Source organism: Streptomyces sp. S4.7, from assembly GCF_010384365.1.
Classification (GTDB): Bacteria; Actinomycetota; Actinomycetes; order Streptomycetales; family Streptomycetaceae; genus Streptomyces.
The window spans coordinates 5,409,675-5,430,656 of sequence record NZ_CP048397.1; the positions used below are offsets into that span (position 1 = coordinate 5,409,675).

Consider the following 20,982-nt stretch of genomic DNA (forward strand, 5'->3'; position numbering starts at 1 on the left):
ACTATGTACCCCCCTAGGGTATAAGTCGCGGCTCCGGGACGCCCATCCGGATCCGCCGTGTCCTGGACCCGTCCGCTCCTCAGCACTCGATGATGTTCACCGCGAGCCCGCCCCGCGCGGTCTCCTTGTACTTGACCGACATGTCGGCGCCCGTGTCCTTCATCGTCTTGATGACCTTGTCCAGGGACACCTTGTGGCTGCCGTCGCCGCGCAGTGACATCTTCGCCGCCGTCACCGCCTTGACCGCCGCCATGCCGTTGCGCTCGATGCACGGGATCTGTACGAGGCCGCCGACCGGGTCGCAGGTCAGGCCGAGGTTGTGTTCCATGCCGATCTCGGCCGCGTTCTCGACCTGTTCGGGGCTGCCGCCCAGGACCTCGGCGAGCGCGCCCGCCGCCATCGAGCAGGCCGAGCCGACCTCGCCCTGGCAGCCGACCTCGGCGCCCGAGATGGAGGCGTTCTCCTTGAAGAGCATGCCGATCGCGCCTGCCGCGAGCAGGAAGCGGACGATGTCGTCGTCCTTCTCGGCGTCCGTGTGGCCGGCCGCGGCGAAGTTCAGGTAGTAGTGCAGCACCGCCGGGATGATGCCCGCCGCGCCGTTGGTGGGGGCGGTGACGACCCGGCCGCCCGCCGCGTTCTCCTCGTTGACCGCCATCGCGTAGAGGGTGATCCACTCCATCGCGCGCGCCGCCGGGTCACCCTCGGCGCGCAGCTGCCGGGCCGAATTCGCCGCGCGGCGGCGGACCTTGAGGCCGCCGGGGAGGATGCCCTCGCGGGCCATGCCGCGCGACACGCACGCCCGCATGGCCCCCCAGATCTCCAGCAGACCCTCGCGGATCTCGGTCTCCGTGCGCCACGCCTTCTCGTTCTCCATCATCAGCGCGGAGATCGAGAGTCCGGTCTCACGGGCCAGCCGCAGCAGTTCGTCGCCGCTGCGGAAGCGGTACGTCAGCACCGTGTCGTCCAGCTTGATGCGGTCCTCGCCCACCGCGTCCTCGTCCACGACGAAGCCGCCGCCGACCGAGTAGTACGTCTTCTCCAGGAGGGTGCCGCCGTCGGAGTCGTACGCGAGGACCGTCATACCGTTCGCGTGGTACGGCAGCGCCTTGCGCCGGTGCAGGATCAGGTCCGCGTCGAAGTCGAAGGGGACCTCGTGCATCCCGAGCAGACTGATCCGGCCGTTGGCGCGGATGGCCTCGACGCGGGCGTCGGCGGACTCGATGTCCACCGTACGGGGGGACTCGCCCTCCAGACCGAGCAGCACCGCCTTGGGTGTGCCGTGACCGTGCCCGGTGGCGCCGAGCGAGCCGAACAGCTCGGCGCGTACGGAGGCGGTGTGGACCAGCAGGCCCTCGTTCTTCAGCCGCCGGGCGAAGAGGCCCGCCGCCCGCATGGGGCCGACGGTATGGGAGCTGGAGGGGCCGATGCCGATCGAGAACAGGTCGAAGACCGAGATGGCCACGGTGGAACTCCTTGCTGGTGGTAGACGCCGTTGTCTGCCGGGGTGGTGCGGAGAACGTACGTACGAAGGTGGAACGGTGCGGGGCACCGCGCGCACCGGTCGGGTGCGCGCGGTGTTCCCTGGACCGGTGCGACTACAGACCGGGGTACAGCGGGTGCTTCGCCGCCAGCGCCTTCACGCGAGCCGCCAGGGCGTCGCGGTCGAACTCCGGCTTCAGCGCAGCCGCGATGACGTCCGCGACCTCGGTGAAGTCCTCGACCGTGAAACCGCGGGTGGCGAGCGCCGGGGTGCCGATCCGCAGGCCGGAGGTGACCATCGGCGGGCGCGGGTCGTTCGGGACGGCGTTGCGGTTGACCGTGATGCCGATCTCGTGGAGCCGGTCCTCGGCCTGCCGGCCGTCCAGCTCCGAGTTCCGCAGGTCGACCAGGACCAGGTGGACGTCCGTGCCGCCGGAGAGGACGGAGACGCCGGCCTCGGTGACGTCGTCCTGGACCAGGCGCTCGGCGAGGATCCGGGCGCCGTCCAGCGTGAGCTGCTGGCGCTCCTTGAACTCGTCGGTCGCGGCGACCTTGAAGGACACCGCCTTCGCCGCGATCACATGCTCCAGCGGACCGCCCTGCTGGCCCGGGAAGACCGCGGAGTTGATCTTCTTGGCCAGCTCCTGGGTGGAGAGGATCACGCCGCCGCGCGGACCGCCGAGGGTCTTGTGCGTGGTGGTGGTGACGACGTGGGCGTGCGGCACCGGGTTGGGGTGCAGACCCGCGGCCACCAGACCGGCGAAGTGCGCCATGTCGACCATCAGATAGGCGCCGACCTCGTCGGCGACCCGGCGGAACGCGGCGAAGTCGAGCTGACGCGGGTACGCGGACCAGCCGGCCACGATGAGCTTCGGGCGCGACTCCTTGGCCAGGCGCTCGACCTCGGCCATGTCGACCTGGCCGCTCTCGTCGTCGACGTGGTAGGCGACGACGTTGTAGAGCTTGCCGGAGAAGTTGATCTTCATGCCGTGCGTCAGGTGACCGCCGTGGGCGAGGTTCAGACCCATGATCGTGTCGCCGGGCTTCAGCAGCGCGAACATCGCCGCGGCGTTGGCCTGCGCGCCGGAGTGCGGCTGCACGTTGGCGTGCTCGGCGCCGAACAGCGCCTTGACGCGGTCGATCGCGATGTTCTCGATCACGTCGACGTGCTCACAGCCGCCGTAGTAGCGGCGGCCCGGGTACCCCTCGGCGTACTTGTTGGTCAGGACGGAGCCCTGCGCCTCCATGACGGCGACCGGAGCGAAGTTCTCCGACGCGATCATTTCGAGCGTCGACTGCTGGCGGTCGAGTTCGGCGTCGACGGCGGCGGCGACGTCGGGGTCGAGCTCGTGGAGAGAGGAGTTGAGAAGCGACTTCGAAGACATCACAGTCCCTGGGGTCTCAGTTGCCGGAGAATTCCGTGTACTCGTCGGCGGAGAGCAGGTCCTTCGGCTCCTCCGCGACGCGTACCTTGAACAGCCAGCCGCCCTCGAAGGGTGCGGAGTTCACCAGCGAGGGGTCGTCCACGACGTCCTGGTTCGCCTCGGTGACCTCGCCCGTCACGGGGGAGTACAGGTCGCTGACCGACTTGGTCGACTCCAGCTCACCGCAGGTCTCACCCGCGGTCACCGTGTCACCGACCGCGGGGAGCTGGGCGTACACGACGTCGCCGAGGGCGTTCGCCGCGAACTCCGTGATACCGACCGTCGACACGCCGTCATCGGCGGTCGACAGCCACTCGTGCTCCTTGCTGTAGCGCAGCTGCTGGGGGTTGCTCATGTCGTGAATTCTCCTGTACGCGGGGGAGTGGTGGTGAACACGTGTCTTGCGGACTGAGATGCGGTGCGGTACCCGGCGGTCACTTCCGGCGCTTGTAGAAGGGCAGCGCGACGACCTCGTACGGCTCGATCGAGCCCCGGATGTCGACCCCGACGCCCGCCGTGCCCGCCGCGGCGTGCGACGCGTCCACGTAGGCCATCGCGATCGGCCGGCCGAGCGTCGGCGACGGCGCGCCGGAGGTGACATGGCCCACCACCTGACCGCCGGCCACGACCGGGTATCCGGCGCGCGGCACCCTGCGGCCCTCGGCGACCAGACCCGTCAGTTTGCGCGGCGGCGCGCTCTCGGCGCGCTCGGCGGCGGCCTCCAGCGCCGTACGGCCCACGAAGTAGCCCTCCTTCTCGAACTTGACGACCCGGCCGAGGCCCGCGTCGAAGGGCGTGAGGCCGGTGTTGAGCTCCTGCCCGTACAGCGGCATACCGGCCTCCATACGGAGGGTGTCACGGCACGAGAGGCCGGCCGGTACGAGCCCGGCGGACGCGCCCGCGGCCATCAGCGCCTGCCACAGCCCTTCCGCGTACCGGGGCTCCACGAACAGCTCGAAGCCGTCCTCACCCGTGTAGCCGGTACGGGCGATCAGCGCGGGCACCCCGGCGACGGTGCCGGGCAGGCCCGCGTAGTACTTGAGCCCGGCCAGATCGGCGTCCGTGAGCTGGGCGAGGATGCCGGGCGAGAGGGGGCCCTGGACGGCGAGCAGCGCGTACGCGTCGCGGTCGTCCCGCACCTCTACGTCGAAGTCCGCGGCGCGGCCGGTCAGCTCGTCGAGCACCACCTGCGCGTTGGAGGCGTTCGCGACGACCATGAACTCGGGCTCGCCGTGGCTGTCGAGGCGGTACACGATCAGGTCGTCCAGGATTCCGCCGTCCTCCTGGCAGATCATGGTGTAGCGGGCGCGGCCCACGGCGAGGGAGCCGATGTTGCCGACCAGCGCGTAGTCCAGTGCCTCGGCCGCCTGCGAGCCGGTGACGGTGATCTCGCCCATGTGGGAGAGGTCGAAGAGACCGGCCTTCGTACGGACGGCGAGGTGCTCCTCACGCTCGCTGGCGTAGCGCAGCGGCATGTCCCAGCCGGCGAAGTCGGTCATCGTGGCGCCCAGTGAGCGGTGCACGGCGTCCAGCGCGGTGAGGCGCGGGGCGTCGGGACCGGCCGCTTCGGGGGCGGGGGTGTGAGACGTATTGCTCATAGGTGTGGCTCCCAGGGCATGACAGAGAGGACAATCCTCCCCATCTGTCATCGGAACCTGAGAGGTTCATCACGACCGCACGTACACATACGCGCACGGAGTCACGACTTGCACCTTGGGTGGAACCGCCTGGCGGCGATTCGCTTTTCAGATCTGCCTCGTCCGCGCGGTACTGGGCCTGAGAGATTCAAGGGAGGAACTTGCTCCTTCGGCGCCCGGCACCCACGGTGACCAGGACTCTCCCGCGCGGATTCGAACGGCCGGTATGGAGTTGGCGCGCACATCATCGCACGCGTCGGCCTCCATAGGGAGGGAGGGCGGCGGGGACATCGGCGGAGCCACCGCCGGTGGGGTCCCTCCGATCCGGCGGCCGGGACCGACGGGGCCGTGAACAGCGAAACGCTTGTGCCGCATTACCAGTTCTTTAAACTTCATGGGCAAGGGTCATCGGCGATGACGATGGACCCGACAGGGGGAGGGCGATGACGTTGCAGCGGTCCCGTGCAAGTGCCTACGCGACGACCGCGGGGGTGCCCGCCCAGCCGGAAGCGGTCCGCCGCAAGGCCCTGGCGGCCGTCCCGCCGGTCGTCCGCGACCTGCGGGAGCGGGGGCGCCGGGGGCCCCGGAGCCTGGTGTTCGGCGACGGTGACGTGGTCGTCGTCTCGGGTCTGCCGGGCAGCGGGAAGTCCACGCTGATCGCCCGGACGGCCGTCGGCCGGGGGATCGACTCGCAGGACACCCGCGACCGCTGGGCGCGACGGCTGCCGGGGAGGCTGCCGTACGCCGTCTACCGGCCGCTCGTGCGCCTCGCGCACTACGCCGGGCTGCGGCGTGCGCTGCGCTCAGGCGAGAGCGTCGTCGTGCACGACTGCGGCACCCAGGCCTGGGTACGGCGCTGGCTGGCCCGCGAGGCACGCAGACGCGGCAGACGGCTCCATCTCGTCCTGCTGGACGTGACCCCGAAGACCGCCCGCGCGGGCCAGCGCGAGCGCGGGCGCGGGGTGTCCGGGTACGCCTTCGCGCGCCACCGGCGCGCGGTGTCCCGCCTCGTCGCGGACGCGGAGGCGGGGCGGCTCCCGGCGGGCTGCGCGTCGGCGGTCCTCCTGGACCGCGGGGCGGCGGGCGCGCTGACGGGGATCGACTTCCCGAACCGGTGAGCACCCTGGCGGGGCGTTCGAGGACGAACCGCCGCCCACCGGAGCGGGTCGCACCGCCCCGGCCGTCCTGGTTGCGGCAGGCGGCAGGCGGCAGGCGGCGGACCGCAGCGCCGCCGTCGGTTGCGCTGCCGGCCGCGTCCCACCGGCGTTAGGGTTTCCGCGGCGCGCAGTACGCACGGGCGGACACGGGAGAGTCAGTGAACACAGCATGGCCGGGCAACGAGCTGGAAGAGGTGCTCGCCGCCTCGCTCGGGAACGCCTCGGCGGGCGGGCGGCTGGTCGAGGTACTCGGCCGGAGCCGGCTCTGGGTGCCGCTGCCCAACGGCGGCGGACCCGACAGCCCCGGACTCGATCTGCCGACCATGGAGATCGAGGGCGTGCCGTACGTCCCCGTCTTCAGCTCCGAGCAGCAGTTCCTCCAGTGCGTCGGGGCCCATATGCCCTACACCGTCGCCCCGGCCCGTGAGTTCGCCCGCGGCCTGCCCCCTCGCCTCGGTATGGCCGTGAACCCCGGCGGCATGGTCGGGGCCCCGCTGCCGCCGCTCGCCGTCGCGGAGCTGTGCCGGGTGGGCCGTACGCCGCTGGACGGCCCCGCCAGCGGAGGCCGGGTGCGGCTCTTCGAGCCCGACTGGCAGGAGGACCCCGTCGACTTCCTCACCGCGGCGGCCGAGGAGTTCGAGGCGTCGGGCGTCGTCCTCACCGCGCGCCGCGGCCTCGCGAGCATCGAGGGCGAGCCCCCCGTCCTCTTCGTCGGCGTCCAGCTCTCCTCCTGGGAGGCCGCCGAACGCAACGCGCCCATGGACGCGCTCGGCCGGGCGCTCGGCCGGGTCCAGGTCGGCTGGCCGGTCAATCTCGTGCTGCTGGACGCCACTCAGGATCCGGTCGGCACCTGGATGCTGGAGCGGGTGCGCCCCTTCTACCAAAGGACGGCCGCGCCGCCCGCGTAACACGCCGTGGCACGTCAGCCCCGGAACCGGCAATGACCCGCCGGACTAAGCTGGTTTGATGGCCTGGCCGGCAAGGGCCCCGAGCGGGGGGAGGCCGGTCCGGATGGTGGATCGACGAGGGGCGGGACCAAGAGTGAGCGCGTCAGGCACCGCGGCGACGGGGCAGGTCGAGCACATGCTGCGCCAGGTGACGCCAGGACGCTACGACGCCTACGAGGCGCTGCTCCAGGCGCTCGCCGACAGCGCCGCCGGCCAGGTGTGGATGCTGCTGTGGCACGGCCGCGCGGGCTCGCCCGACGCGCAGTACGGGAACATGGAGGTCGACGGACTGGGCTACGCGCCCTGCGTCACCTCCGCCCAGGAGCTCTCCGTCAGTGGCTGGAACCGCGCGCACGAGGTCGTCACGGGCCGCGACATCGCCCGTGCCCTCTACCCCGAGCGCTGGGGGATCTGGCTCAACCCGCACGCGCCGGGCGGCGGCGTCGGCATCCCCTGGCTCGATCTGCGCCGGATCGCCACGGGTCTCGACCGGATGCCGGCCGGACCGCTGCGGCTGTCCGAACCGGCCGTGGAGATCCCGCAGTTCTACGCGCTGCTCACCCAGAACGCCCACCGCACCCCCGCCGTACGGTCGTTGCGCCGCGCGTGGGTCCACCCCGCGCTCGGCGCGCCGTATCTCACCATCGGTCTGGATCTGTACGACACGAGCCCGGCGTCCGTCGACGCCGTACGCGCGATGATGCAGCAGTCCATCGGCGCGGTCCCCGAAGGGCTGCCGGTGTCCACGGTCGCGATGTCCGACGAGTACGACCCGGTCACGATGTGGCTGCGCGCCAACTCCCGGCCGTTCTACGACCGGGAGGCCCACGGGCCGCCGCAGGCCGCTTCCGGTTACGGCTATCCGCCCGCCGCGCCGCGCGCCTACTGATCCGCCGCCGCCCGGTACTGACCAGTACGGTCACCTCGCCGAGGTACGCCTTCCGGACAGCGCGAGCCGTAACGAAACGTGGCGAAAACGTCCCTTCCGCTCCGCTCACGCGATCACAACGTCCGGATAACGGTAGGTGTCTGACTCCATCACGTTTGGGCAAACATTCCCTTTGGACTATGGCGGGTGATCACTACCGCAATGAAGACTCCCCGGCAGCGGGGACCGTCGGTCCTCTGTGCGAGCAGCCCAGCATCGCTCCACGGGAAGCCCTCTGAGAGGATCTTCCGCGACACCAGCGCCGAAGCGTGCGCCAACTGATGCGAGACAGGCCGTTACAACGGCGGGTACGGGGCCGGCGAGCGCCGGCCAGGAGGGGTCGAAGACGTTGTGACCGCACCGATCGAGACCACCAAGTCGGCTGCCGAAGTGCAGCCGGAGGCAGTGCTCACGGGCGCCAAGCAGAGCCAGATCGAGGGTCGTTCGCTCGGGCGAATAGCCTGGACGCGCTTCAAGCGCGACAAGGCCGCCGTGGCCGGCGGCATCGTTGTCATCCTCCTGATCCTCCTCGCGATACTGGCCAAGCCCATCCAGGCCGTGTTCGGTCTCGACCCCAACGCGCTCAACCAGGACCTGGTGGATCCCTCACTCCTCGCCCCCAAGGGCGCCTGGGGCGGCACGAGCTGGGACCACCCGCTCGGTGTGGAGCCCGGTCTCGGCCGTGACCTCCTCGCCCGCATCATCGAGGGCTCCTGGGTCTCGCTCCTCGTCGCCGCCGGAGCCACCCTGCTCTCCGTGGCCATCGGCACCCTCCTCGGCGTCGTCGCCGGTTACTACGGCGGCTGGGTCGACGCCGTCGTCAGCCGGCTGATGGACACCTTCCTCGCCTTCCCGCTGCTGCTCTTCGCGATCTCGATCTCGGCCGCCCTCCAGGACGGCGCGTTCGGGCTCAGCGGACTGCCCCTGCGGATCGGTGTGCTGATCTTCGTGATCGGCTTCTTCAACTGGCCCTACATGGGCCGGATCGTGCGCGCGCAGACCATGAGCCTGCGGCGGCGCGAGTTCGTCGACGCGTCCCGGAGTCTGGGCGCCAGAGGGCCGTTCATCCTCTTCCGGGAACTGCTGCCGAACCTCGTCGCGCCGATCCTCGTCTACTCGACGCTCCTGATCCCCACCAACATCCTCTTCGAGGCCGGTCTGAGCTTCCTCGGAGTGGGCATCGCCCCGCCGCAAGCCTCATGGGGCGGCATGCTCACCACCGCGGTGGACCTGTACGAGGTCGATCTGCACTACATGTTCGTGCCGGGCATGGCGATCTTCATCACCGTGCTGGCATTCAATCTGCTGGGTGACGGGCTGCGTGACGCACTCGACCCCCGCAGCAAGTGACCCCCCGGTTCCACCAGCACCATCCACAGCGGCCGACCTTCAGCTCCGTGCCGTACTCCATTGATAGAGGGGCTTTCCTCAGGATGAAGACCAAGAAAGCGACAGCTGTCCTGGCGACAGCCATCGTGCTGGCGCTGAGCGCGTCGGCTTGCGGCGGCTCGGACAGCAAGGACAACGACAGCAAGGGCGGTGCCGGCAAGGACGCCGGTCTGACCTCGGTCGTCAACAAGTCCGACAAGAAGGGGGGCACCGTCACCTACGAGCACTCGGACGTGCCGGACTCCCTCGACCCGGGCAACACCTACTACGGCTGGGTGCAGAACTTCTCCCGGCTGTACGGCCGTACGCTCACCTCCTTCAAGCCGGCCGCCGGCAAGGAGGGCCTGGAGGTCGTCCCCGACCTCGCCGAGTCGCTGGGCGAGGCGAGCGCGGACGCCAAGACGTGGACGTACAAGCTCCGCAAGGGCGTCAAGTTCGACGACGGCAGCCCGGTCACGTCCAAGGACGTCAAGTACGCGATCGAGCGCAGCAACTTCGCGCCCGAGGCCCTGTCGAACGGCCCCACCTACTTCAAGGCGTATCTTGACGGCGGCGAGAAGTACAAGGGCCCGTACAAGGACAAGTCCGCCGAGGGCCTGAAGTCCATCGAGACCCCGGACGACCAGACGATCGTCTTCAAGCTCAACAAGCCGTTCGCCGACTTCGACTACCTGGCGACCTTCTCGCAGACGGCCCCCGTGCCGCAGGCGAAGGACAAGGGCGCCGAGTACGTCAAGCAGATCTCGTCGTCGGGCCCGTACAAGTTCGAGTCGTACAACGAGGGCCGCAGCGCGACCCTCGTGCGCAATCCGCACTGGGACAAGGCCACCGACCCGATCCGCCCGGCGCTCGCCGACAAGATCACCATCAAGTTCAAGGTCAACCCGACCACGGTCGACCAGCACCTGATGAGCGACAACCTCACGGTGGACGCCGCGGGCACCGGTCTTCAGACGAAGACCCAGCCCAAGGTCCTCACCAAGAAGGCCGAGTTGGCGAAGACGGACAACTCGTACGCCGGCGCCACCTCGTACCTCGCGCTGTCGACGAAGGTGAAGCCCTTCGACAACGCGGACTGCCGCAAGGCCGTGCACTACGCGATCGACAAGGCGTCCGTCCAGGGCGCGCTCGGTGGCCCCACCAAGGGCGACGTGGCGAGCACGCTGCTCCCGCCGACGGTCAACGGCTACCAGAAGTTCGACCTGTACCAGACCGAGGGCAACAAGGGCGACATCGCCAAGGCCAAGGCCGCGCTCGCGGACTGCGGTCAGCCGGGCGGCTTCAAGACCAACCTGACGGCCCGCTCCGACCGCCCCGACGAGGTGCAGATGGCGACCGCCATCCAGGCCTCGCTCAAGAAGGTCGGCATCCAGGCCGAGATCAAGCAGTACCCGGCGGGCAAGTACTTCAGCAACTTCGCCGGTGTTCCGAGCTACGTCAAGGAACACGACCTCGGCATGATGATGATGGCGTGGGGCGCCGACTGGCCGACCGGCTTCGGCTTCCTCGACCAGATCGTCAACGGCTCCGCCATCAAGCCCTCGGGCGGCAACAACCTGATGGAGCTGGACGACCCGAAGATCAACAAGGCGCTGTCGGACGGTATCGCGCAGACCGACGACGCCGCCCGCACCAAGGCGTGGGGCGAGGTCGACAAGCTCGTCCTGGAGAACGCCTCGGCCGTGCCGCTGATCTACCGCAAGAACCTGCTGTACCGCCCGGACTCGGCGACCAACGTCACCGTGACCCAGGCGTACCTCGGCATGTACGACTACCTGCTGATCGGCTCCACCACCTGATTCAGCGGTAGAGCCTTCCCAACCCCCCGAAATGCCTGAAAGGCAGGTGAAGGCATCGGGTCCGCCGGCCGGGTCACCCCCGGCCGGCGGACCCGGCGCCGATCGGCTGTGACTGCGTACATCATCCGACGCGTGATCGCCGCGGTAATGCTGTTGCTGGTGGTCAGCGCAGTCACCTTCGCGATCTTCTTCCTTGTTCCACGGCTCGGTGGGCAGACGATCGACCAGCTGGCAGTCCAGTACGTCGGTAAGGACGCCAACCCCGAATCGGTCGCCGCCGTCAAGGCGAACCTGGGGCTCGACCAGCCCCTCTACACGCAGTACTTCGACTTCATCAAGGGCATCTTCGTCGGCGCCGAGTACAACTTCGGCCCCGACCCGTCCATGTGCAACGCGCCCTGCTTCGGCTACTCCTTCAAGACGCACGTCGAGGTGTGGCCCGAGCTGATGGACCGGGTGCCGGTCACGTTCTCCCTGGCCATCGGTGCCGCGGTGATCTGGCTGATCTCCGGTGTGGCCATCGGTGTCCTCTCGGCGCTCAAGCGGGGCTCGATCTTCGACCGCCTCGCCATGACGCTGGCCCTCACCGGCGTCTCGCTGCCGATCTTCTTCACCGGCATGCTCGGTCTCGCCGTGTTCACCGTCCAGTGGCCCCTGTGGTCGGACGGTGTCAACTACGTCCCGTTCACCGACAATCCCGCGGACTGGGCGTGGAACCTGATCATTCCCTGGTGCAGCCTCGCCTTCCTCTACTCCGCCCTGTACGCCAGGCTCACCCGGGCCGGCATGCTGGAAGTGATGGGGGAGGACTACATCCGTACGGCGCGGGCCAAGGGCCTGCGGGAGAGCACGGTCGTCGGCAAGCACGGGCTGCGGTCCGCGCTGACGCCCATCGTCACGATCTTCGGTATGGACTTCGGCCTGCTGCTCGGCGGCGCCGTCATCACCGAACAGGTCTTCTCCTTCCAGGGCATGGGCGCGTACGCGATCCAGTCGGTGAAGGAGGCCGACCTGCCGATCGTGATGGGCGTGACCCTGTTCGCCGCATTCTTCATCGTCATCTGCAATCTGCTGGTGGACCTGGTGTACGCCGCCATCGACCCCAGGGTGAGGTACTCGTGAGCGAGGTTTCCAAGGAGCAGTCCGCCGTACGGGTTCCGTCTCCCGCCTCCGCGCCGGGCGAGCCGGTGGTCTCCGAGGCCGCCGGGGGCCCCGGGTCCGGCGGTACCGGCGAGCCCTTCCTCTCCGTACGCGACCTGCGTATCCACTTCAACACCGACGACGGTCTGGTGAAGTCGGTCGACGGCGTCAGCTTCGACGTCCACGCCGGCAGGACCCTCGGCATCGTCGGTGAGTCCGGCTCCGGCAAGTCGGTCACCTCGCTCGGCGTGATGGGCCTGCACCGCTCCGCCAACGCCGCGATATCCGGCGAGGTCTGGCTGGACGGCGAGGAACTGGTCGGGGCCGACCCCGACCACGTACGCCGGCTGCGCGGCCGGAAGATGGCCATGATCTTCCAGGACCCGCTGTCCGCGATGCACCCGTACTACCGCATCGGCGCGCAGATCGTGGAGGCGTACCGCGTCCACCACAAGGTCACCAAGAAGGTGGCCCGCGCGCGGGCGGTCGAGATGCTCGACCGGGTCGGCATCCCCGAGCCGCACAAGCGTGTCGACAGCTATCCGCACGAGTTCTCCGGCGGTATGCGCCAGCGCGCGATGATCGCGATGGCCCTGGTCAACAACCCCGAACTGCTCATCGCCGACGAGCCGACGACCGCCCTGGACGTGACCGTCCAGGCGCAGATCCTCGACCTCATCAGGGATCTGCAGAAGGAGTTCGGCTCCGCCGTCATCATGATCACCCATGACCTCGGGGTCGTCGCCGAGATGGCCGACGACCTGCTGGTCATGTACGGCGGCCGGTGCGTGGAGCGCGGACCGGCCGAGAAGGTGTTCTACGAGCCGCAGCACCCCTACACCTGGGGTCTGCTCGGCTCGATGCCCCGGATCGACCGTGAGCAGACCGAACGGCTCATCCCCGTCAAGGGCCAGCCGCCGTCGCTCATCAACGTGCCGGAGGGCTGCGCCTTCAACCCGCGCTGCCCGTACGCGGATGTGCCCAAGGGCGGCATCACGCGCACGGAGCGTCCCGAGCTGAAGCAGGTCGGCAGCGGGCACCACTCCGCCTGTCACATGACGCAGGAGGAGCGGACCAAGATCTGGACCGAAGAGATTGCGCCGAAGCTGTGAGCGCCGACGCCGTGAGCAACGCAAAGGATCCCGCTGTGGCGGACAGGCCGGTAGAAGCGGTAAAGGACAAGGCGGGTGAGCCCCTGCTGAGGGTGGAGGGGCTGGTCAAGCACTTCCCCGTCAAGAAGGGGCTGTTGCAGCGCCAGGTCGGCGCCGTCAAGGCGGTCGACGGGCTGTCCTTCGACGTCCACGCCGGTGAGACGCTCGGCATCGTCGGTGAGTCCGGCTGCGGGAAGTCGACCATGGGCCGGCTGATCACGCGGCTGGACGAACCGACCGGCGGGCGCATCGAGTTCCAGGGCCACGACATCACGCACATGTCGGCGGGCAGGATCCGTCCGCTCCGCCGTGACGTGCAGATGATCTTCCAGGACCCGTACTCCTCGCTGAACCCGCGCCATACGATCGGCACGATCGTCGGGGCGCCGTTCAAGCTCCAGAAGGTGGAGCCCGAGGGCGGGGTCAAGAAGGAGGTCCAGCGGCTGCTGGGTCTGGTGGGACTGAGCCCCGAGCACTACAACCGCTATCCGCACGAGTTCTCCGGCGGCCAGCGCCAGCGCATCGGTGTCGCGCGGGCCCTGGCGCTCAGCCCGAAGCTGGTCGTCGCCGACGAGCCGGTCTCGGCGCTGGACGTGTCGATCCAGGCGCAGGTGGTGAACCTGCTGGACGACCTCCAGGACGAGCTGGGGCTCACGTACGTGATCATCGCGCACGACCTCTCGGTCATCCGCCATGTATCGGACCGGATCGCCGTGATGTATCTCGGCAAGATCGTCGAGCTGTCGGACCGCAAGTCGCTCTACGAGCGGCCGATGCACCCGTACACGAAGGCGCTGCTGTCCGCGGTGCCCGTGCCGGACCCGAGGCGGCGCGGGGTCAAGAGCGAGCGGATCCTGCTCAAGGGCGACGTGCCGTCGCCGCTCTCGCCGCCCAGCGGCTGCCGGTTCCACACCCGCTGCTGGAAGGCGACCGAGGTGTGCCGGACGGTGGAGCCGCCGCTGGTCCGGCTGGAGCCGGGGCACGAGGCCGCCTGCCACCACCCGGAGAACGCGCCGGACCAGATTCCGGACGATACGAGGGTGCTCGCCTCGGCGCGCGAGGCGATCGCGCTCGTGGGGGAGGCGGTCGCTTCCGGGGCCGCCGCCGCCGAGCCTTCCGGGGCTTCCGCGCCGGGGACCTCGGAGAAGACCTCGGGGGAAGCCCCCGCGGAGGGTTCCGGGGAGACCTCCGAGTCGCCCAAGGGGCTCACCAAGGAGTAGCCCGCCCGCACCACGTGCAGACGCACGGCCCCCCGTCCGTATGGTCCACCATGCGGACCGGGGGCTTCTGCGTCGTACGAGAGGTTCACCCGGTTCGCCCACCCAACTGCGTCTCACCTGGGATGACTTGACTGGTAGGGGTGAGATGTCCCGGAGTCGGGTTATTTGTCGAGTGTCCGGATCTCAGGTCTGCAACTCCGCATTGCGATCTGTTCATTTGGCACTTTCTTGACTGTAATGTTCGGCCGTCAAGACCGAGCCCTGACTCGTCGGACCCCTGGGGTGGACCATGCGAATAATCAAGTCCCGAGCCGCTGGAGCGATCGTGACGGCGTTGGCCGTCACGCTGATCGCCACCGGCTGCTCCAGCGAGCGCGACGGGGAAGGTGACTCGGGCGGCGCGAAGGACACCTTTGTCTTCGGCGGCCCGGGTGACCCCGGTTCGCTCGACCCGGCGCTCGCGAGCGACGGCGAGACCTTCCGGGTCACCCGGCAGGCCTTCGAGGCGCTGCTGGAGCACGAGTCGGGCGGCAGCGAGCTGGCCCCCGGTCTGGCCGAGAAGTGGTCGAGCGACCCGGCCGGCAAGGTATGGACGTTCAACCTCCGCAAGGACGTGACCTTCCACGACGGCGAGAAGTTCAACGCCGCCGCCGTCTGCGCCAATTACGACTACTGGTTCAACTGGACGGGCACGTACCAGTCCAGCGCGGTCTCCTACTACTGGCAGACCGTCATGGGCGGCTTCGCGAAGAACGAGGACCCCGAGACGCCGAAGGCGAACTACAAGTCCTGCACCGCGAAGGACGAGAACACCGCCGTCATCGAGGTCAACGAGCCCTCCGCGAACCTCCCGGGCGGCTTCTCCCTCCAGGCGCTGGCGATCCACTCGCCCAAGGCCCTGAAGGAGTACGCGAAGCAGGAAGCCACGGCCAAGGGCGACGCGATCACGTACCCCAAGTACAGCCAGGTGGCCGGTACGGTCGCGGGCACCGGGCCGTACAAGATCAGCGAGTGGAACAAGGGCAACAAGGAAGTCTCGCTGGAGCGTTTCGACGACTACTGGGGCACCAAGGCGAAGATCAAGAATCTGGTCTTCCGCACCATCGACACCGAGGACGGCCGCCGTCAGGCCCTCCAGGCCGGTGACATCGACGGCTACGACCTGGTCGCGCCCGCCGATGTGAAGACGCTGGAGAACGGCAAGTTCCAGGTCCCCACGCGTGACGTCTTCAACATCTTCTACGTCGGCATGAGCCAGGGCAAGAACGCGGCCCTGAAGAAGCCCGAGGTCCGGCAGGCGATCGCGCACGCCATCGACCGCGAGAACCTGGTCAAGACCCAGCTTCCCGAGGGCGGCGTGGCGGCGACGCAGTTCATGCCCGACACGGTCGCCGGCTACTCGGACGCCGTGAAGACGTACCCCTTCGACACCGCCAAGGCCAAGTCGCTGCTCAAGGACGCCGGCGAGAGCGCCCTGAAGGTCGACTTCTGCTACCCGACCGAGGTCACCCGCCCGTACATGCCCGCTCCGCAGGACATGTTCGAGCTGATGAAGGCCGACCTGGAGAAGGCCGGGATCACCGTCACCCCCAAGCCCATGAAGTGGGCCCCGGACTACCTGGACGCCACCGAGGCGGGCGGCTGTGCACTGCACATGCTCGGCTGGACCGGTGACTTCAACGACGGCTACAACTTCATCGGCACCTGGTTCGCCGAGTTCGACAAGCAGTGGGGCTTCAAGGACAAGGCCGTCTTCGACGCACTGAAGACCGCGTCGGCCGAGACCGACCCGGCGAAGCGGACGGACCTGTACAAGAAGGCCAACGAGACGATCATGGCGTACCTGCCGGGTGTGCCGATCTCCTCGTCGCCGCCGGCGATCGCCTTCGCCGCCGACGTCAACCCGCCGAAGGTCTCCCCGCTGACGCAGGAGAACTTCGCCGAGGTGTCCTTCAAGTAAGGACAGCGCGCACGCCGGGTCCGCCCGGTCGCGGAGCACGTCCCGACCGCGGCCGGGCGGACCCGTCTCGCTGACGGCCCGTCCCGCGCACGGACATGCCCGGGTCGGTCCCACGCACGGACGACCCGGACGAACACGGATGAACGACGCCAGGAGTACGCAATGAGAAAGGGGCACGCGGGGTGCTGCGACTCGTCGCACGACGACTGCTACAGCTGATACCCACCCTGCTCGGTCTGTCGGTTCTGCTCTTCCTGTGGCTGAACCGGCTGCCCGGCGGACCCGCTTCGGCGATCCTGGGTGAGCGGGCCACCGACGCCGAAGTGGCCCGGATCAACCGGGCGCTGGGACTCGACGAGCCGGTCTGGGTCCAGTACTGGCGGTTCATCAAACGGATCTTCGAACTGGACCTCGGTACCTCCACGCAGACCGGCCAGCCGGTGTGGGAGGAATTCACCCTGCGCTTCCCGGCGACCGTCGAACTCAGCGTCGCCGCGATACTCATCGCGGTCGTGATCGGCGTCCCGGTGGGCTACTTCGCCGCGCGGCGCCGCGGCAGCTGGCTGGACGTGACCGCGGTCTCGGGCTCGCTGCTCGGCATCTGCATCCCGGTCTTCTTCCTGGCGCTGCTCCTCAAGGGCCTCTTCGCCGTCAACCTCGGTCTCTTCCCGAGCTACGGCCGGTTGTCGACCGGCATCGACGCGACGAAGATCACCGGATTCGCGGTCCTGGACGGCGTGCTGACGGGCGAGTTCGACGCCTCGTGGGACGCGATCACGCATCTCGTACTCCCGGCGGTCGCGCTCGCCTCCATCCCGCTCGCCGTCATCGTGCGGATGACCAGGGCCAGCGTGCTCGAAGTGCTGGGCGAGGACTACGTACGCACGGCCGAGTCCAAGGGCCTGGACAAGCGTGTCGTACGCGGCCGCCACGTCCTGCGGAACGCGCTCCTGCCGGTGATCACCGCCATCGGCCTGCTCACCGGCAGCCTGCTGTCCGGCGCGGTACTCACCGAGTCGGTCTTCACCTTCGGCGGGATCGGGTCCTTCATCCGCACGTCGATCGACGCCCGCGACTATCCCGTGCTCGTCGGCTTCATCCTCTTCATCGCGCTGGTGTACGTCCTGATCAATCTGCTGGTCGACGTGGCGTACAGCCTCATCGACCCGAGAGTGCGGGTGCACTGACGTGAACGCCGTCCCGAACATGACGAAGAAGGCCGACAAGATCGACCGGCTCGCGCAGCTCACCGAGCGGACCGAGAGCACCTCGGGCGCCGGACTGTGGCGCGAGGCCTTCCGGCGGCTGCGCACCAGTAAGACCGCGATCATCGGCGGTGTCGTGATCGGCCTGTTCGTGCTGATCGCGATCGTGGGCCCGTGGCTCGCCCCGTACAGCCCCACCGCGCAGGACTGGCGCGGCGAGGTCTTCCCCAACCAGGGACGCTTCGTCGGACCGCGCGGCGAGAACTGGTTCGGCCTGGACCACCTGGGCCGCGACGAGTTCTCCCGGATGCTCGTCGGTGCCCGCCAGACCCTGCTCGTGGGCGTCGTGTCGATGCTGATCGGCCTGGTGGCCGGCGCGATCGTCGGCGCCGTGTCCGGCGCCGCGGCAACGCTCGGCGGCGAGGCGGGCAAGCGCGTGGACACCGTCATCATGCGCGTCACCGACATGATGCTGGCGCTGCCCTCGCTGCTGCTGGCGGTGTCCGTCGCCGCCGTCCTCGGCCAGTCGCTGACCACGGTGATGATCGCGGTGGGCGTGGTCCAAGTGCCGGTGTTCGCACGGCTGCTGCGTGGCTCGATGCTCGCGCAGGGCAACTCGGACTATGTGCTGGCCGCCAAGGCGGTGGGCATCCGCAAGCGCCGTATCGTCCTCACCCAGATCCTGCCCAACTCGCTCAGCCCGGTGATCGTCCAGGCGACGCTCAGCCTCGCCACCGCGATCATCGAGGCCGCCGCCCTGTCCTATCTGGGCCTCGGCAATCCGGACCCGGCGATCCCGGAGTGGGGCGTGATGCTGTCACAGGCACAGCGCTTCTTCGACAACGCGCCGATGATGTCGGTCTATCCGGCGGTCGGGATCATCGTCACCGCTCTCGGCTTCACGCTGCTCGGTGAGGCGATGCGGGAAGCTCTCGATCCGAAGCTGCGAGGCTGAAGTCCCATGTCACTTCTCTCAGTTGACGCACTGTCGGTCACCTTTGCCGGGCACGCGACGGGCCGGGGCGCGGGGCGCGACACCCGGGCCGTCGACGGCGTCTCCTTCGACGTCGACGAGGGCCAGGTCGTCGGTCTGGTCGGCGAGTCGGGCTGCGGCAAGTCCGTCACCGCGCTCGCCCTGATGGGCCTGCTCCCGCGCAAGGGGGTGAGCGTCGGCGGGCGCGCCGAGTACGACGGCGCGGACCTGCTGTCCATGGACGAGAAGAAGATCCGAGACCTTCGCGGCAGTCGGCTCGCGATGATCTTCCAGGACCCGCTCTCCTCGCTCAACCCGGTCGTCCCCATCGGCATCCAGGTCACCGAGATCCTCAGCCGCCACCGGGGGCTGAAGGGCGAGCCCGCCCGCAAGGAGGCGGCCTCGCTGCTCGACCGCGTCGGCATCCCCGACCCGAACAGGCGGCTCAAGGAGTACCCGCACCAGCTCTCCGGCGGAATGCGGCAGCGCGCGCTCATCGCCATGGCGGTCGCGTGCGCGCCGCGCCTGCTGATCGCGGACGAGCCGACGACGGCGCTCGACGTCACCATCCAGGCCCAGATCCTCGAACTCCTCAAGGAGTTGGTGGACCAGGAGGGCACGGCCCTTCTGATGATCACTCATGACCTGGGTGTCGTCGCCGGCTTGTGCGACCAGGTGAACGTGCTCTACGCGGGGCGCGCGGTGGAGACGGCGGGCCGCCGCGAACTGTTCGCGCACCCCACCCATCCGTACGCGCACGGCCTGCTCGGCTCCATCCCGCGCCTCGACGCACCGCGCGGGGAGCCACTGAGGCCGATCCGCGGCTCGATCAACGACAAGATCGCGTGGGCCGACGGCTGCGCGTTCGCGCCGCGCTGCGACTTCTACACGATGGAGTGCCTGACGGGCACTCCGGAACTCACCGAACCGCGTGCGACCGGCCATCAGGTGCGCTGCGTCAACCCGGTCCTGCCGGCGGACCCCGCGGACGCGGTGGCCGGGGCCGAGGCGGCCGACGAGGCCGACGCGGCCGACCCGACCGGGCCGGCCGGTCCGGCCGAACCCACGGCGGAGGTCTCCTCATGAGCCTGCTCGAACTGGACGGTGTGAAGGTCCACTTCCCCGTCAAGAAGGGCGTCTTCTTCGACCGTACCGTCGGTCATGTGTACGCCGTCGACGGTGTCTCGCTGAAGGTCGAGGCCGGCCAGACGTACGGCCTGGTGGGGGAGTCGGGCTGCGGCAAGACCACCCTCGGCCGCGCCGTCCTGCGCCTCGTCGACATCACCGAGGGTGAGGTCGTCTTCGACGGCACGGATCTGGCGAAGCTTCCCGAGGAGGAGATGCGCAAGATCCGGCACCGCCTTCAGATGGTCTTCCAGGACCCGCTCGGCAGCCTCAACCCCCGGCAGAACATCGAGTCGATCCTCTCCGAGGGCATGGCGGCGCACGGCATCGGCGCCGACCAGGAGGAGCGCCGCGAGCGGATCAAGAAGATCCTCGCCGAGGTCGGCCTGCCCACCAACGCGCTCTCCCGCTACCCGCACGAGTTCTCCGGCGGCCAGCGCCAGCGCATCGGCATCGCACGGGCGCTGGTCCTCGAACCGGACGTGATCATCTGCGACGAGCCGGTCTCCGCGCTCGACGTCTCCATCCAGGCGCAGGTGATCAACCTCCTTGAGGAACTCCAGGAGTCCAAGGGTCTGACGTATCTCGTCATCGCCCACGACCTGGCCGTGGTCCGCCACATCTCGGACGTCATCGGGGTGATGTATCTGGGCTCCCTGGTCGAGGAGGCCCCGAGCGACGCGCTGTACGCCGAGCCGAGGCACCCGTACACGAAGGCGCTGATGTCGGCGGTACCGGTGCCCGACCCGGAGGCGGAGGACCGGCGCGAACGGATCCTGCTCCGCGGCGACCTCCCCTCCCCGGCGGCGCCGCCGGCCGGCTGCCGCTTCCACACGCGCTGCCCGTGGAAGCAGGAGACCCGGTGCGCGACGGAGCGCCCGGAGCTGACGGTCCTGGGCGACGGCCACCGGGTGGCGTGCCACTTCGCGGCGGAGATCGCGGCGGGGACGGTGGAGCGGACGAGGGCGACGGGGATCGCGGCGGTGACGGAGACCGGGGCCGGTGACGAGGCCGGGACAGAGGCGGTGTCGGAGCCGGTCTGAGGCGGGCGCTGACGCGGAGGCGGCGGGCCGGGCCGGTCGCCGGGTCGCGGCCCTAGGCCCTGTCCGGCGGATCTTCGGGGGCCCGGGACGCCTGGCACGGCACCTCGCCGCGTTGTCAAAGTCGTCCGAGTACGTCCAGTACGAGCACGATCCTCCGCCTTGCGGTGCACCGCACCACGTGGCACCAGCCGCTCCGCGGCGGGCCCGGGCTGATCCCCGAAGATCCGCCGGACAGGACCTAGCCGGGCGCGGCGCCGCTGCCCGCCGGCGGCCCGGTGGGTGGGCGCCTGAGGTGCGCGGCAGGCGGTCGGTGCCGACCCGCCGCACTTCCGTCCCGACGGGGGGAACGCGCCTGCCGACGGCGCCACCGCCGCCCACCACGAGCCCGGGGCGGCAGGCGCCTGT

At 69.3% G+C, this 20,982-nt stretch carries 17 protein-coding genes and 1 riboswitch; of the genes, 13 read left to right on the top strand and 4 right to left on the bottom strand.

Annotated features, from left to right (window positions below):
• Nucleotides 1–79: 79 nt before the first annotated feature.
• The 4 genes from SSPS47_RS24225 to gcvT all read right to left on the bottom strand — a co-directional run bounded on the left by SSPS47_RS24225 (nt 80) and on the right by gcvT (nt 4,501).
• Nucleotides 80–1,462, bottom strand: a complete 1,383-nt coding sequence (locus SSPS47_RS24225; RefSeq protein ID WP_164252856.1) for an L-serine ammonia-lyase — start codon at nt 1,460–1,462, stop codon at nt 80–82.
• 133 nt (nt 1,463–1,595) lie between these two features.
• Nucleotides 1,596–2,864, bottom strand: a complete 1,269-nt coding sequence (gene glyA / locus SSPS47_RS24230) for a serine hydroxymethyltransferase (RefSeq protein ID WP_164252857.1) — start codon at nt 2,862–2,864, stop codon at nt 1,596–1,598.
• 16 nt (nt 2,865–2,880) lie between these two features.
• A complete protein-coding gene (gene gcvH / locus SSPS47_RS24235) occupies nt 2,881–3,258 on the bottom strand; it encodes a glycine cleavage system protein GcvH (RefSeq protein ID WP_078074962.1) in 378 nt (125 codons plus the stop codon).
• A 79-nt stretch (nt 3,259–3,337) separates the two neighbouring features.
• A complete protein-coding gene (gene gcvT, locus SSPS47_RS24240) occupies nt 3,338–4,501 on the bottom strand; it encodes a glycine cleavage system aminomethyltransferase GcvT (protein ID WP_147873738.1) in 1,164 nt (387 codons plus the stop codon).
• A 157-nt stretch (nt 4,502–4,658) separates the two neighbouring features.
• Nucleotides 4,659–4,756: riboswitch (glycine riboswitch) on the bottom strand.
• 227 nt (nt 4,757–4,983) lie between these two features.
• Here gcvT and SSPS47_RS24245 point away from each other — a divergent pair.
• The 13 genes from SSPS47_RS24245 to SSPS47_RS24305 all read left to right on the top strand — a co-directional run bounded on the left by SSPS47_RS24245 (nt 4,984) and on the right by SSPS47_RS24305 (nt 20,577).
• On the top strand, nt 4,984–5,658 hold the full coding sequence (locus tag SSPS47_RS24245; protein ID WP_147873737.1) for an AAA family ATPase: 675 nt from the start codon (nt 4,984–4,986) through the stop codon (nt 5,656–5,658).
• Between the two features lie 197 nt (nt 5,659–5,855).
• Nucleotides 5,856–6,605 carry an enhanced serine sensitivity protein SseB gene (locus tag SSPS47_RS24250; protein WP_164252858.1) on the top strand — a complete coding sequence of 250 codons (750 nt, stop codon included), beginning with the start codon at nt 5,856–5,858 and terminating at the stop codon, nt 6,603–6,605.
• A gap of 133 nt (nt 6,606–6,738) precedes the next feature.
• Nucleotides 6,739–7,533, top strand: coding sequence for an enhanced serine sensitivity protein SseB C-terminal domain-containing protein (locus SSPS47_RS24255; protein ID WP_164252859.1), 795 nt, complete (start codon nt 6,739–6,741; stop codon nt 7,531–7,533).
• Nucleotides 7,534–7,923: 390 nt separating this feature from the next.
• Nucleotides 7,924–8,922 carry an ABC transporter permease gene (locus tag SSPS47_RS24260; RefSeq protein ID WP_147873735.1) on the top strand — a complete coding sequence of 333 codons (999 nt, stop codon included), beginning with the start codon at nt 7,924–7,926 and terminating at the stop codon, nt 8,920–8,922.
• 83 nt (nt 8,923–9,005) lie between these two features.
• Nucleotides 9,006–10,760 (top strand): ABC transporter substrate-binding protein, encoded by a 1,755-nt coding sequence (locus tag SSPS47_RS24265; RefSeq protein WP_147873734.1) that lies wholly within the window; start codon nt 9,006–9,008, stop codon nt 10,758–10,760.
• Between the two features lie 108 nt (nt 10,761–10,868).
• Complete coding sequence (locus SSPS47_RS24270) at nt 10,869–11,882, top strand: ABC transporter permease (protein ID WP_147873733.1); 1,014 nt, start codon at nt 10,869–10,871, stop codon at nt 11,880–11,882.
• Between the two features lie 65 nt (nt 11,883–11,947).
• Nucleotides 11,948–13,012 (top strand): ABC transporter ATP-binding protein, encoded by a 1,065-nt coding sequence (locus SSPS47_RS24275; protein WP_239065329.1) that lies wholly within the window; start codon nt 11,948–11,950, stop codon nt 13,010–13,012.
• Nucleotides 13,013–13,047: 35 nt separating this feature from the next.
• On the top strand, nt 13,048–14,271 hold the full coding sequence (locus tag SSPS47_RS24280; protein ID WP_239065037.1) for a dipeptide ABC transporter ATP-binding protein: 1,224 nt from the start codon (nt 13,048–13,050) through the stop codon (nt 14,269–14,271).
• Between the two features lie 289 nt (nt 14,272–14,560).
• Entirely contained in the window at nt 14,561–16,231 is a 1,671-nt protein-coding gene (locus tag SSPS47_RS24285; protein WP_164252862.1) for an ABC transporter substrate-binding protein, read from the top strand.
• 182 nt (nt 16,232–16,413) lie between these two features.
• Nucleotides 16,414–17,418, top strand: a complete 1,005-nt coding sequence (locus tag SSPS47_RS24290; protein WP_164252863.1) for an ABC transporter permease — start codon at nt 16,414–16,416, stop codon at nt 17,416–17,418.
• 19 nt (nt 17,419–17,437) lie between these two features.
• Nucleotides 17,438–18,391 (top strand): ABC transporter permease, encoded by a 954-nt coding sequence (locus tag SSPS47_RS24295; RefSeq protein WP_147873755.1) that lies wholly within the window; start codon nt 17,438–17,440, stop codon nt 18,389–18,391.
• A 6-nt stretch (nt 18,392–18,397) separates the two neighbouring features.
• The gene (locus SSPS47_RS24300) at nt 18,398–19,495 is read left to right on the top strand and encodes an ABC transporter ATP-binding protein (protein WP_164252864.1); all 1,098 of its coding nucleotides are present in this window, start codon (nt 18,398–18,400) and stop codon (nt 19,493–19,495) included.
• Nucleotides 19,492–20,577: an oligopeptide/dipeptide ABC transporter ATP-binding protein gene (locus SSPS47_RS24305; protein WP_164252865.1), complete on the top strand. Its 1,086-nt coding sequence runs from the start codon at nt 19,492–19,494 to the stop codon at nt 20,575–20,577. The genes SSPS47_RS24300 and SSPS47_RS24305 overlap by 4 nt, the downstream gene beginning before the upstream one ends.
• Nucleotides 20,578–20,982: the final 405 nt, after the last annotated feature.